Raw genomic sequence first — 13,875 nt, 5'->3', positions numbered from 1 at the left:
TAGGTAAAAATACGATCTAACTAAAGTAGAAACAACCTTATATAAAGTAGATTATTAACTATATAAATTTTTGTTTCGCTTTTGCGAAAAAGAGGTCTTATCCTTCAATCTGAAACAAAAAAAGAATCTATTTAAGTAGATTCCTTTTTGAATTATAAATAAGTATTACTCCTTATTTCTAAATTTTAAAATACCTATCCCAATCGCTGCTGCAAGGGCTAAAAAGAGTCCAGGTATGGATGCAACATCTTCTACTTCTTCTTCAAAAGTAGGCTGGGCATAACTAATTGTAGTTATGACTAAAAATAGATATAAAATTATGTACTTTTTATTTTTCATAGTTATAATTTCTTTTGACTTAAGTATTATTTTAAACCTATGTTAAATAATAATCACCTTAAGACCTTAAATATACAAGCCCATTTCTAAAACTAAAAATTTGTACAATAAATTCATTGCATCCTTAGTGTTATGAAATTGTTATGGAATCACCTAACAACCTCTATTGTACTAATGTTTCAAGAGACCACAGCTTTTTAATCATAATTTATTACCCATCAAATTTTTGAATTAAAAAAGAAAATTAATTTCAAGAACTCAAACACATAAATTGCGATTAACTTAACTATTTTATACCTGTGATAATATGAATTAATTATACCTATTTAAGGTTATTTCTTAAAAATCATTACTTTATTTAAAACAGATATTTTTATTAGATATTTTTAGGCTTAAATTCCACTAAATACCTGAAACTATTAATTTAAAAGAACCTTCTCTTAGACTCTATGGCTTTTTAAACATTCTACGTAAGTGTATTTAAGGCAAGAGATGACCATTTGATAATTCTATCTATCTTTGCTAAAATATTCAACACATAAACTGTTTATAGCATGCAACTGTACAACAAATTAAGTGCTGAAGAGAGACGTATTCTTATACGCGAGGCTGGAAAAGAACGCCTTACCATTTCTTTCTATCAGTACCACAACATTGGTAATCCTCAATTATTTAGAGACCATCTATTTCTACACTGGCATCCCATGGAGGTTCTAGGGCGTATTTACGTGGCTCATGAAGGAATAAACGCACAACTTTCCATTCCTGCAGATCGTTTTGAAACGTTCAAAACATTTTTGGACAGCATTGATTTCTTAGAAAACGTGCGACTTAATATCGCTAGAGAACAGGATAACGAAAGCTTCCTAAAGCTGAAAGTAAAAGTGCGCAATAAAATAGTGGCCGACGGACTGGAGGACGCATCTTTTGACGTTACTAATATAGGCATCCATGTGAATGCTACAGCATTTAATGAATTAATTGAAGATCCTAACACGGTTCTAGTAGATATGCGCAATCACTATGAATCAGAAATAGGTCATTTCAAAAATGCCTGGACACCAGATGTAGACACCTTTAGAGACAGTCTGGATTATATTGAAGATAAACTCAAAGATCACAAAGAAGACAAGAATCTAGTCATGTATTGTACAGGTGGCATACGCTGTGAAAAGGCAAGCGCTTATTACAAACACAAAGGGTTTGAAAACGTCTATCAATTAGAAGGTGGAATCATAGAATACCATAGACAGGTGACAGATCAAGGTCTGGAAAATAAATTTAAAGGAAAGAACTTTGTATTTGATCATAGACTTTCAGAAAAGATAGGAGAAGAGGTTATTTCAAATTGTCATCAATGTGGTAATCCTTGTGATACCCATACAAATTGTGCAAATGACGCTTGTCATCTTCTGTTTATTCAATGTGATTCTTGCAAAGAAAAAATGGAAAATTGCTGTAGCCAGGAATGCACAGATATTATTCAACTACCGTTTGAAGAACAAAAGGCATTAAGAGCTGGACACTACAACAGTAATAATATTTTCAAAAAAGGACGTTCAGAAAAGCTGGTTTTCAAGAAACACGAGAAAATTAACGAGTTGATATAAAATTATACCGCTTTCGCGAAAGCGAGAACAACAAACACCTCTTACCTTTGCAACATGGTTAAAATAGGCAACATAGAATTACCAGACTTTCCACTACTACTTGCTCCTATGGAAGATGTAAGTGATCCACCTTTCCGAACGTTGTGTAAAGAAAATGGAGCCGATGTCGTTTTTACTGAATTCATTTCAAGTGAAGGATTGATAAGAGACGCTGCAAAAAGCACCATGAAACTGGACATCTATGAGACAGAACGTCCTGTAGGAATACAAATTTTTGGAGCAAACCTAGATTCCATGTTACAGTCTGTGGAGATAGTAGAACGAACCAAGCCAGACATGATCGATATCAACTTTGGTTGTCCTGTAAAAAAAGTAGTTTCAAAAGGTGCTGGCGCAGGAATATTAAAGGATATTGATTTAATGGTATCTCTTACTAAAGCAATGGTAGAACATACTGATTTACCCATTACCGTAAAAACCAGGTTAGGCTGGGACGACGATTCTATTAAAATTATGGAAGTAGCAGAGCGTTTACAAGATGTAGGTATCAAAGCCCTTTCCATTCACGGTCGCACAAGAGCACAAATGTATAAAGGAAATGCTAACTGGGCTCCTATTGCGGCGGTAAAGAATAATCCTCGTATTCACATTCCTATTTTTGGAAATGGTGACGTAACAACGCCAGAGCTTGCCATGAAAATGCGAGATGAATACGGCCTAGACGGCTGTATGATAGGTAGAGCCAGTATAGGTTATCCATGGTTTTTTAGAGAAGTAAAGCATTACTTTGAACATGGTACACATATGGTAAAACCTACCATGGCAGAGCGTGTAGAAGTGGCTCGTAGGCATTTACAAATGGCTATAGACTGGAAAGGAGAAACACTAGGCGTTTTTGAAACTCGCAGACATTATACTAACTACTTTAAAGGAATCCCTAATTTTAAACAGTACCGCATGCAAATGGTCACCAGCGATGATAGCGCAGGAGTATTTGCTGCTTTTGATGAAGTCTTACAAAAATTTGGTGATTATAGTTTTGCCTGAGAAAGTAAACGATCATTGATCCTACGTGATCCTACATAACTAGCGATGATTCCTAAAATAGTAATCGTAGCTAAGGATATAAAAATATTAGCATACTCCATAGCAAATGGATATGGAATACCTTGTGCGATATAGATCAGGTCATAGTTTACCTGTAGTACGACAAAAACAATACCTATCACCAGTCCAATGATACCGCCAGATAGCGTCATTAAACTACCTTGAATAAAGAAAATCTGACGTAATGAACTTACCGTCGCGCCCAAGTCGAGTAAGGTTTTCATGTTTTTCTTTTTATCAAGAATCATCATGATTATACTACCTACAACATTAAACAGTGCGATAATCAATACTAAAGTAAAAATCAAATACACCACCAGATTCTCTGAATTGAGCATTTTATATAAAGCATCATTCATTTGGAATTTGTCTTTTATCTTGATAGGTTCTTCAAATACCGCTTGAATTGCTTTTCTTACCTGTGTTTCATTTGCATCTGGCAATAATTTAATTTCTACAGCGCTAGCGATAGTATCTGCCATATTTAATAATTTACGAGCAGCACTTAGTCTGGTAAAAATATATTTACTATCTAGAGTCTCATTTACACTAAAAGTTCCCACAGGAATCGCATCTAGTCTTGAAAAAGAGCTATTTATATTTAATTTATTGATAGCATTTGATCCTGGTTTAGGAACCATTATTTGCATGTAACTACCATAATTATTAACGACCAGTGATAATCTAGAAGCTAAAGAATAACCAGCGACTACTTGCGCATCACTTTTAGAAAGCCAGCTTCCATAATAAAGAATAGAATCAGTACGTATCATTTTCACATACTCATCTGGAACACCTTTAATAAAAGCGATGTCGTTTTTTTCTTCATAGTTTAAGAACGCTTTTTCTTCTACAACTGCACAGACCAGTTCTACTCCAGGGATTTTTTCTAGTTCTCGCTTTCGCGAAATCGGAATCCCAACCGTCTTGCCTTCTACAGGTAAAATTTTAAGATCTGGATCAAAATAATTAGAAAATTCTGTACTGAAGTCCTTTAGTCCAGAAAAACCAGAAAGCACAATAAAAAGCGCTGCAGTTCCTACAACGGTGATAATAAAACTAAGGATATTAATAATGTTAATGGCGTTCTTGCCATTTTTTGAAACCAAGTACCTTCTCGCTATGTAAAAAGAAAAATTCACTAAGACTTTTTGCGTCGTGGTAATATATCTGGATTCTCAATAGGATTGTTCTTTCCTTTCAATTCTTGATCTATTTGATCCATGTACTCTAAGGAATCGTCATTGAAAAACTGAAGTTCTGGCATACGACGGAACTGATGACGCACTCTTGAGGCAACTTCATAACGTATTTCTGCACCCATTTCAACGATCTCTTTCACAACAGTAGCCGCCTTATCTGCTGGAAAAACAGATAAATATACTTTTGCATAACCTAAATCTGGAGTAACAGTAACTTTTGTAACCGAAACTAATAGGTTATTCACGGCATTTTTTCTCATCACATCCTGGATCACAGCAGATAAATCTTCTTGTAAAACTCCGGCAATTTTTTTCTGTCTATTACTTTCTTCCATGCTGCAAAGGTAAGTTGTTCCTTATTAATAGTTGCCTATCTATTATTAAATGAGTTGTTAACCGTTCTAATTCTATGAACTGTTCTAACTTTGAATTATTATAAAAATATAAAAATATGTTTGGCAAGATTGAGCATTTAGGAATTGCTGTAAAAAACCTGGAAGAGGCAAATGAAGTTTACACAAAACTTTTAGGTCGTGAACCTTATAAAAGTGAAACGGTAGAAAGTGAGGCAGTAGAAACCAGTTTTTTTATGACGGGAGAAAATAAAATCGAGTTACTAGCAGCAACAGATGAAAACAGCGCTATTGCAAAATATATTGAAAAAAGAGGACAAGGAATCCACCACGTAGCTTTTGCAGTACAAGACATTAAGGCAGAACTCATTAGACTAGAAAAAGAAGGCTTTCAAATACTAAATAAAGAACCTAAACGTGGTGCCGATAATAAATGGGTAGCCTTTGTACATCCTAAAGGAACGAATGGTGTTCTTGTAGAATTATGTCAAGAAATTGAAGAATAGTTTGCGAGTATGCACGAATAGTTTAAATTTGCAGACTTTTTAGATAAGATATTACCAGCTATTATCTTATTGGGCCTATAACTCAGCTGGTTAGAGTATCTGACTCATAATCAGAAAGTCCCTGGTTCGAGCCCAGGTGGGCCCACAAAATCAACCTCAACGTAAGTTGGGGTTTTTTTATGTCTTAAATTTTAGATGTTTGGTGAAACAATATTCGTGATCTAATGATTGATTCTAGTTGTTTAAATATTGTAAACACACCAATACTCACCCTATATAGTAAATTTAAAATTATCCAAAATCCATCAGTAGACTCGGTGGAAAAGCTTCAATTTACACCTATTTCTCTCGCAACTCTTTCATCTGCAACTCCAGCATTGCCAGTTTATCCTCAAAAGAATCAGAAAACTCTGGCAATCTCCTAAAAAACACATAACATACACGCCATAGTTGTTTGACAGACTTTTTGTCTACGGTAATATCTTCTATGTTTTTATGATCTGCGCGCAGGACCAGTCCTTTATCAGTAACATAAAGCCTACGTAAGATCAATTCTTTATCTGTTACGGCGATTACAACCGTTCCATTATTTAATTTGGTAATCACATTTTTAGGTACTTTCTCACCTATTACCACATCTTTAGGATATAAACCCTTATCGTGGTTGGTCATTTCCAGATTTGTCACAGTATAACCTATGAATTCTTTTTCTGTATTAAGAGGTAAAGTCAGTTTAGGAAGATCTGCAAGAAAAGCTTCGTTGTCATAATATTCTATATAATCGTCGGCTGTTTTTTGCGTGATACATGGTATTTGTGCAAACTGTTCTCTTTCTAATTCCTCGGGCGTTAAAGTAAGCTTTTCATTAAATCGCAACAATTGATTTACGGTTAAATCGGCCGTTAGCATATCTCCTATAGCGATGCTAAAATAATTAGCAATTAAAATAATCGTATCAATTTTAGGCTCACTCCTACCTTCTTCATAAGCTCCTAAAGTACCTCTCTTTAAGTCAAATAGGTCTGCAAAGGCTTGCTGACTCAAACCTTTTACTCCACGTATTTTTTTGATGTTTTTTCCAAACAATGACATATTTTGCTAATTTTATTTGCAAATATTAAAATAATGTGTGTCTTTACACTAACAATATTAGCTAAATGTATTTGATTTAGCTAATTTTTTGAGTAGTACTTTCTAAATAATACCAACTATTTTGAAAATTACTTAGGCTAATTCATTAAATGACATATCAAAAATTAATATTCATTGAAAAGTTGGTTGCTATTTTGCTTTCGCGAAAGCGAGATAAAAAAGATTACTAACCCAACATAGTGCTGCTACCAACAGACTATATAAAAACCAAAAAACTATGACCGCTTTAATTATTTACATCATCAAAATCACCATTCAAATTTTAGTGGGATAGAATCATGCTTTTTCGTAATATTAAACCTACCAAAAATGAAACATAACAAATTACTTTAATACCATAAAAGACTTTTTACAAGAACTTAATTTTGAAATTACCAGAGAGAATCCGCAAGATGGTATTAAAGAGGTGTTGCGGAATGGGCTTTCTAAATGACGATAGACTTATTAACGACAGACGACCGACATAAGATGGATTGCTTAATCTTTGAGAAATCTTAAGATGAAAGAAAAAAGATTTAAGATTTGACATGCCAACTATTTGTGTTGGCATCGTCTAAATCTAATCGAGGTATTAGTTTTAAGAATGATATCCAGCTTTACGATAGCAACCAAACATGCCAAGAAGAATACTTGGCATGTTGGTTTTAAATAAGTTTACTTTTCAATTACTAACACCTTCTAACCTTTCCTACCAAATTTCCGTAAACTACAATTTGCCCACCTTTCCACGAAAAAAGGAAAGGAGTTATTATTTTAGAATTCAAAACATTCTTAAACAAAATGATTCCCAGTTTAATCAATGATATTCTTGAATAAGCTATATAAAAAAATGTATTTTTCGCAAAAAGATAATTCCTTTGAAGAAAACCGTATTCTGTTGCTTTGTTTTATTTATAGTTCTCGTTCCATTAAGCTATAGTCAAGAACCTAGTAAAAATCCGGCTCAAAAAATAGATACTGTTTTTATAAAGTCGGCACGTATTTCTAGTCCGATTCAAAAGTTACCTGCTGCAGTGTCTGTTTATCAAGCGACAGATAGTGATGCCACAAGACAGCAGCTTTCATTACAAGAATACACGCAACAAACACCAGGATTATTTGCTCAAAATACTGCTAATTTTGCTCAAGATTTACGGATTTCTATACGTGGTTTTGGATCAAGAGCTGCATTCGGTATAAGAGGTATTAAATTAATTGTAGATGGAATTCCTGAAACTACTCCAGATGGTCAAGGACAATTAGACAATCTTAATTTAGGTATTATAAATCAGATAGAAGTTTTAAAAGGACCTAGCTCTAGTTTATATGGAAATGCCTCAGGTGGTGTGATTAACATACAAACCATAGATCAAGTAGAACAACCCTTTTCTAACTGGAAAGCTGCGGTAGGATCTTATGGTTTTGAAAATTATCAGGCTACCGCTGGAATCAAGTCCGGTACATCCAGCTATATTTTCCATGGTAATTATGTAACGTCTGACGGATACAGAGATCAAAGCGGTTTCCAGCAATACAATTTTAATATAAATGCTAACTTCAAACTCAGTGAAAAGTTAAATCTTAAAGCTCTCGTTAATTATAGCGATTCTCCACAAGCAGATGATCCTGGTGGACTGAACATAGAAGAAGTAAAAGAAAATAGAAGACAAGCTAGAGATAGAAATATTCTTTTCAAAACAGGAGAGACGATTCAGCAATTTAAATCTGGATTAAGTGCTGTATGGAACATGAACTCTAATACTACTGGCGAAGGTTATTTGTTTTATAATAACAGACAGTTTGAAGGAAGATTGCCCTTTGAATTTGGCGGTCTGGTTGATCTAGGAAGAGATTATATAGGGCAAGGTACAAACATCACTTACTCTACAGGAAAAAACACCTTAAAAGCAGGATATGATTTTGGATTTCAAAATGATGATAGGCAACGTTTCAGAAACTTAGAAGGAGTAAAAGGTGACCAAACGCTAGATCAGAAAGAGCGGTTTACTTACCTAGGTATATTTGTTACAAATCATTTAGAAATTAATAAATGGTATTTTACTGGAGGAATACGTTTTGATTATAATAAACTCGCAGCAGTAGATGAGTTTCTAGAAGATGGTGATGACTCTGGAGAGATTACATTAAATGGTATAAACCCTAGTGCTGGTGTTAGTTACGCTTTCGCGAAAGCGAACAACCTATACATCAATCTAGCAACTAGTTTTGAAACTCCTGCATTATCAGAATTATCTGCAAATCCTAATGGAGACCGTGGATTTAACGAAAATCTGGAAGCACAAAAAGCAACCAATTATGAATTAGGAATTAAAGGGCAATTAACAAAAGTTCTAAGCTATCAAGTCGCTCTTTTCCATATAGATACGCAAGATGATTTAGTACCCTTTGAGCTGGCTGCGTTTCCCGACCGTACGTTCTTTAGAAATGCAGGAAGAACAGTGCGCAATGGTATTGAGATAGAAGGCGTTTACACTATTTCAAAAGCATGGGCATTTACAGCTGCCTATACCTTTTCAGACTTTACATATGACGACTTTACCACCACAAATGGAACTTTTAATGGGAACATATTACCTGGCATACCTCAACATTATACAAATCTAGGTTTACAATTCAAATCAGAAAAAGGATTTTATGTTAACGCGCAAGCATCGTTAGTAGGTAAACAATATGCAAACGACAGCAATCAGACTGAAGTAGATGGCTATGAGAATATTAATATCAGAGCCGGTTATAACTTTACTTATAAAAAAATTAAAATACTTCCTTATGCTGGAATGAATAATATATTAGGTCAGCAATTTATTGATAACGTGAGGATCAACGCCTTTGGGTCACGGTTTTTTGAACCAGCTCCAGGCATTAATGGTTATGGAGGGATTGAGATTAAGTTTTAATTTATAGTTTGTATCAATTAAAATCTGGCTTTTAACGATAACAACTAAACGTGCCAAGAAAAACACTTGTCATGTTAGTTTAAGACAGGTTTTATCGATTAATTTCTGAATCGCATAACCTTTCCGACCAAATTTCTGAAACTACAATTTGCCAGTTTGAGCGACAGTCGAAAACGTCTGAACTTGAACAAAGATTGTGCTAGTAAAAAAAGTTTTAACTATCTCACAAACAAACATTTAGAATTATGAGAAAGATGGTTTTGAATGCTATTAAACCGCTTTCAACATCTCGATCAGGTCATTTTCAGTATCTTTTCCTTTGTCTTTGTTGTACCAGTTCTGTAATTCTTGTTTAAATTCTGGACCTAGAACTCCTTTTGCAGCTTTTTCTGCAGCTACTAGAGTAGTTGCTTTTGTAGGTCGAGGTCCCCATGTGGTGACTGGCAATCCAGTTTGCTTATCAACTAAAATAAGCTTTGCTATAGAACGCCCACCATTCGTTAGAAAGTGATCCATCAATAATGGATTTTCATCTCTTAGAACTACTTTAAATTCGATTCCGGCAGCTTGTGCAACCTTATTCATCATAGGCATGGTTTGAGCAGCATCGCCACACCAGCTTTCTGTAATAATTAAGAAATAAACCTCTTTATCAAATGCTTCAAGAAACTCTTGGTTTTCTGGTAACAGCTTCATGGTTTTATCCAGTCGCTTCATACGCTGATTATTCAACTTTGTATATTCGGCTAAGGCTTCTGTGACCTCATCGCCACTATTAGTTCCATTTGCGGTATGTGCTTCTACAAAAGCTCTGTACTGTTCGTATGAGATAGCTTCTTCATACGCCTTTTTGATAATTTCTTGTAATTCCATCTTACAAAAATAAGATAGTTAGGAAGTTTCATAAGATGATAAAAGTCATCTATGATGATATATTTTTCCTAAAACAACCTATTCTTATCTCTACATATAATATAACCTAATTATGAGCATTATTTACCAACTTTAATGTTGCTTCGTAAATAGATGTATTCTCCATTCTCGCTTTCAAAAAGGCATAAAAACTCATGACAAATATATCTTCCTGACTCGCGGTTTTCCATTCAAATGACTGTTCTACTTTAGTTAAGAATTCATCGTTTGTTATCTCATAAGGTTTATCAAAATAGAATTGCAATAACTTCATAAAGCTAACCACTCGTTGTTCATTTATTTGTTCCAGCCGTATTTTGAAACGTTTTATAAAACTCTTCATTCTAGATTCTACTAGATCTGGCTGTTGTAATTCTATGTAAATTAAAATTTCAAGAATGTTTTTTTGAACTACCCATAAAAAACCTTCTTTCTTCTCGTAAAAGGAATCGCTATGATACAGTTCTTTCATCGTTTTACGTGCTAGATTCCATTTTTCCTGCTGAAAAAGAACCATAATATGGGCTAATTGTGTGGAAAGTGATGGTTTTTTGATATCGTCTAGTTCTTTCAATGCCTTTTGAGCTTCTCCTGTATAATTGAGGTTCAATGCTTTTAATAACTGGTAACGTTCTTGAAATTGGCTTTTGAACTTCCCTTTTTGCTTTTGCATTTCTACATATAATTTGCCGAGCAGCTCTTGTGATCGAGTAAAATCTCTGTTCCTAAAACAAGTTCCTGCCATCAAGTAGATGATTTCTAAATGATAGTACAAATGCTTATTGGCTAGGTGTTTTTTATTTTCTACGATGTTATATACATGATTCATAAAAATGGAAACACCTGCATAATCTGATTTTAATGTTGCAGCCTCTGTAGCTACATTCATTAATTGATACAATGATTTAAACGATAGATTTTGATCAATCGAAATATCAAAACGATCCATTTGCTTTTTAACCTCTTCAAAGATATTAGGCGGATGCGCTTTTAAGGCTTTTTGAACAGTTGCATAAGCCATAACCATTTTTGATTCCTTCAAATAAAGTTGCTCGTTGTTCTGATATGCGTTTACGATGTCTTCTAAATCATTTTTAGGGTCTAAATGTATATATGGAATATGTGTTTGATATATCTCTTGTAAAACAGCATATAAATCTAGTGATTGCGCTTTTGACCTTGCTTTATGAAGTGTTTTAAAACCCAATGAAAATTGCCCTTGTTCTAAAAATATACGCGCAGCAAGCAGCAATTTAAAAATTTGCATTTCTTCTTCAGATTCATTAGAAAATCCCTGTATGGCTATAAACTCTATCAAGCTTTCTTTTAGCCGATTTAAGAGTGCATGCAAAGCATTTTTATTCGGTTTTCCATAGATTTTGATATCGAGATCGCGTCTAGCACCTTTTTGTAACAGCTGGAATAACTTTATATTTTTCACGTCGGTTCGTTGGTTTCTCGCTTTCGCGAAAGCGAGAAAAGCAGCCACATCATCGTCATTTAATGAATAGATTAACCTAATTAAATCGTTCATATAAAAACTATAATTAATTGTTTATCAGTACTTATTTTTAAATATATTAATTTTAAATCGTAAGAATTATGTAAAAGTAGGTGTTTTTGAACTAAAATGCTGCCACATATTTACACCATCAAAACAAATAACAATGGAAAATCAAGTGAATTACAACACCGAGAAAAAAGAAATTAAAAAACCAGAAGTATTTACTGGTAAACCTACGGCAGCATTTATCTCTGCATCTTGGACCGCACTGCTGGTAGGAATGATTTCCTACTGCATAGGATTATGGAATGCAGACATGGCGCTCAATGAAAAGGGCTATTATTTTGTGATTTTACTATTTGGACTGTTTTCTGTGATATCAGTTCAAAAAGCAGTTAGAGATAAGCAAGAAGGCGCCGCCGTAACTGATATTTATTACGGTATCAGCTGGTTTGTCACATTAGCATCGATCGTTTTATTAATCATAGGCCTGTGGAATGCCGATTTACTTTTAAGCGAGAAAGGATTTTACGGCATGTCGTTTCTATTAAGTCTATTTGCAGCCATCGCCGTACAAAAGAACACCAGAGATGTAAAGTTTATTGATGAGAACTGGAAGTGAAAAAAGTTCAGAATTATGAGTTCAGAGTTATGAAAAAATTAATGTATTTAATTGAAATAAAATGAAAACAGCTAGAATCATATTAATTGCTAGTATAAGTAACGCACTGTTTTTTATGTGGATTTATATGACTCATATTTATAATATTACCTGGACAATAGCAGGAGTTATTCATGAATTATTGATGATTCCTATGCTTTTGCTAGCGCCTGTCTTATTTATAATAAATTTTATATTGATGTTTAAAAAACAGCAATGGAAATGGTACTTAGTATCAATGGTGATAAGCGGTATTTCAACAGTTTCTATTATCTGGCAATTTCATAATAGCTTTTCATAACAAAACAGGCTGGTAACCTCAGCCTGTTTTGATGGTAGAAACGACCTTTTCTTTTACGGAAAGGTCGTTTTTTATTTTACACTTCTTCTAAAAGTTAGACAATGCCAAGACAAATACTTGGCATGTCAAAGCGTAAAATAAAAAAGATATTCCTGTAAATTGAAATATTTGAAAGCAAATTTTCTGGAACTTATGCAAGCCGAAATCTCTTTCCAGGAAGCGGTTTAATCACTCCTTTTAATTCCATACTCATTAATAAAGATGCTACTTTATGAACTGGTTGCTTGATGTTTAATGCTATAATATCTAGTAATTCTTCTTTGTGTTCTTTCAGATACCTGTAAATCAATTTTTCGTCTTCTGTGAGTTCCACAAAGAGTTGTTTTTGAACAGCAACGTCCCGCACTTGCCAGCCTAGTATATAAGGAATATCGGCAGTTTTTGTGAGCATGTGGGCTTTTGCTTGTTTGATGAGTTCGTTACAGCCTATTGCATATTTATCATTCACACGCCCTGGAACTGCAAAAACCTCGCGATTATATCCTACTGCAAGATCTGCTGTGACTAGTGAGCCACCTTTTGAAGCACTTTCTATAACTACGGTTGCCTCGCTCATTCCTGCAATGATGCGATTGCGACCTAAGAAGTTTTTACGATCAAAATTATCGGTATGCCAGAAATCGGTGATAAAACCACCGTTTTTCATCATAGCTTCATTATAAGCTTCATGATTTCTAGGATAAGTTTGATTCAATCCATGCGCCAAAACAGCAATGGTTTGTAAACCGTTTTCTATAGCCATTTTATGAGCTAGAATATCTACTCCATACGCATAACCGCTTATGATAATAGGATTTAAAGGTGCTATTTCATTGATAAATTTCTCAAGAAAAGCAGCTCCTACCGTTGTAATTTGTCTCGTGCCGACGATACTTAATGTATATGGATTATCAAGGTTGATGTTTCCTTTTTCAAAGTAAATGATAGGTCCATCAATACAGTATTTTAATCGCTCAGGATAATCATCGTTATAATATACACGGTATTTAATGTTGTTTTCTTCAATGAATTCCAGCTCTTTTTGAGCTTTAGAAAACAAACTGTCTTTATTTCTTATAAATTGCGCTTTTTTCTCTCCTATTCCTTCTATGGCTGCAATATCTTTATACTGTTGCTCAAAAACACCTGCCGCACTTCCAAAGGTGCGTATCAGCTTTTTTGCCATGATATCGCCTATTAGCGGTGCTTTTTTAAGCGCTAGTAAAGAAAGAAGTTCATGTTGGTCCATTTTTAAAAATAAAAGGAAATCTAAATGTAAACATAAGATTACA

Annotated in this window: 13 protein-coding genes and 1 tRNA gene; 7 read left to right on the top strand and 7 right to left on the bottom strand. The window is 34.1% G+C overall.

Annotation, left to right across the window (positions count from 1 at the left end):
• Window positions 1–165: 165 nt before the first annotated feature.
• Window positions 166–339 carry a hypothetical protein gene (locus tag ACTF54_RS05235; RefSeq protein WP_347196998.1) on the bottom strand — a complete coding sequence of 58 codons (174 nt, stop codon included), beginning with the start codon at window positions 337–339 and terminating at the stop codon, window positions 166–168.
• A 554-nt stretch (window positions 340–893) separates the two neighbouring features.
• On the opposite strand from ACTF54_RS05235, the gene trhO reads away from it, so the two are divergent.
• Window positions 894–1,949 carry an oxygen-dependent tRNA uridine(34) hydroxylase TrhO gene (trhO, locus tag ACTF54_RS05230; RefSeq protein WP_347196997.1) on the top strand — a complete coding sequence of 352 codons (1,056 nt, stop codon included), beginning with the start codon at window positions 894–896 and terminating at the stop codon, window positions 1,947–1,949.
• Window positions 1,950–2,003: 54 nt separating this feature from the next.
• A complete protein-coding gene (dusB, locus tag ACTF54_RS05225; RefSeq protein ID WP_347196996.1) occupies window positions 2,004–2,996 on the top strand; it encodes a tRNA dihydrouridine synthase DusB in 993 nt (330 codons plus the stop codon).
• On the opposite strand, the gene ACTF54_RS05220 is transcribed toward dusB, so the two are convergent.
• On the bottom strand, window positions 2,981–4,165 hold the full coding sequence (locus tag ACTF54_RS05220) for an ABC transporter permease (RefSeq protein ID WP_438968881.1): 1,185 nt from the start codon (window positions 4,163–4,165) through the stop codon (window positions 2,981–2,983). The two genes, dusB and ACTF54_RS05220, sit on opposite strands and share 16 nt — an antisense overlap.
• A gap of 32 nt (window positions 4,166–4,197) precedes the next feature.
• Entirely contained in the window at window positions 4,198–4,593 is a 396-nt protein-coding gene (gene rbfA / locus ACTF54_RS05215) for a 30S ribosome-binding factor RbfA (RefSeq protein ID WP_347196994.1), read from the bottom strand.
• A 116-nt stretch (window positions 4,594–4,709) separates the two neighbouring features.
• On the opposite strand from rbfA, the gene mce reads away from it, so the two are divergent.
• Window positions 4,710–5,117: a methylmalonyl-CoA epimerase gene (gene mce, locus ACTF54_RS05210; protein ID WP_347196993.1), complete on the top strand. Its 408-nt coding sequence runs from the start codon at window positions 4,710–4,712 to the stop codon at window positions 5,115–5,117.
• A gap of 71 nt (window positions 5,118–5,188) precedes the next feature.
• Window positions 5,189–5,262 (top strand) — tRNA-Ile (locus ACTF54_RS05205).
• Between the two features lie 194 nt (window positions 5,263–5,456).
• Here the strand turns inward: ACTF54_RS05205 and ACTF54_RS05200 are convergent.
• Complete coding sequence (locus ACTF54_RS05200; RefSeq protein WP_347196992.1) at window positions 5,457–6,209, bottom strand: helix-turn-helix domain-containing protein; 753 nt, start codon at window positions 6,207–6,209, stop codon at window positions 5,457–5,459.
• Window positions 6,210–7,126: 917 nt separating this feature from the next.
• On the opposite strand from ACTF54_RS05200, the gene ACTF54_RS05195 reads away from it, so the two are divergent.
• On the top strand, window positions 7,127–9,166 hold the full coding sequence (locus ACTF54_RS05195; RefSeq protein WP_438968880.1) for a TonB-dependent receptor family protein: 2,040 nt from the start codon (window positions 7,127–7,129) through the stop codon (window positions 9,164–9,166).
• A 270-nt stretch (window positions 9,167–9,436) separates the two neighbouring features.
• Here the strand turns inward: ACTF54_RS05195 and ACTF54_RS05190 are convergent, their stop codons facing one another.
• Together ACTF54_RS05190 and ACTF54_RS05185 are read right to left on the bottom strand one after the other, a co-directional pair.
• The gene (locus tag ACTF54_RS05190; RefSeq protein WP_347196990.1) at window positions 9,437–10,039 is read right to left on the bottom strand and encodes a thioredoxin family protein; all 603 of its coding nucleotides are present in this window, start codon (window positions 10,037–10,039) and stop codon (window positions 9,437–9,439) included.
• 106 nt (window positions 10,040–10,145) lie between these two features.
• Complete coding sequence (locus ACTF54_RS05185; RefSeq protein ID WP_438968879.1) at window positions 10,146–11,612, bottom strand: hypothetical protein; 1,467 nt, start codon at window positions 11,610–11,612, stop codon at window positions 10,146–10,148.
• A gap of 133 nt (window positions 11,613–11,745) precedes the next feature.
• On the opposite strand from ACTF54_RS05185, the gene yiaA reads away from it, so the two are divergent.
• The gene (gene yiaA, locus ACTF54_RS05180) at window positions 11,746–12,204 is read left to right on the top strand and encodes an inner membrane protein YiaA (protein ID WP_438968878.1); all 459 of its coding nucleotides are present in this window, start codon (window positions 11,746–11,748) and stop codon (window positions 12,202–12,204) included.
• A 61-nt stretch (window positions 12,205–12,265) separates the two neighbouring features.
• Window positions 12,266–12,544: a hypothetical protein gene (locus ACTF54_RS05175; protein ID WP_347196987.1), complete on the top strand. Its 279-nt coding sequence runs from the start codon at window positions 12,266–12,268 to the stop codon at window positions 12,542–12,544.
• Window positions 12,545–12,734: 190 nt separating this feature from the next.
• On the opposite strand, the gene dprA is transcribed toward ACTF54_RS05175, so the two are convergent.
• Complete coding sequence (gene dprA, locus ACTF54_RS05170) at window positions 12,735–13,832, bottom strand: DNA-processing protein DprA (protein WP_347196986.1); 1,098 nt, start codon at window positions 13,830–13,832, stop codon at window positions 12,735–12,737.
• Between the last annotated feature and the right edge of the window lie 43 nt (window positions 13,833–13,875).

This window comes from Nonlabens sp. (genome assembly GCF_965657255.1).
Taxonomy (GTDB): domain Bacteria; phylum Bacteroidota; class Bacteroidia; order Flavobacteriales; family Flavobacteriaceae; genus Nonlabens.
Note: the sequence above shows the minus strand (reverse complement) of the source record. Positions and strands in the feature narration are given on the sequence as shown.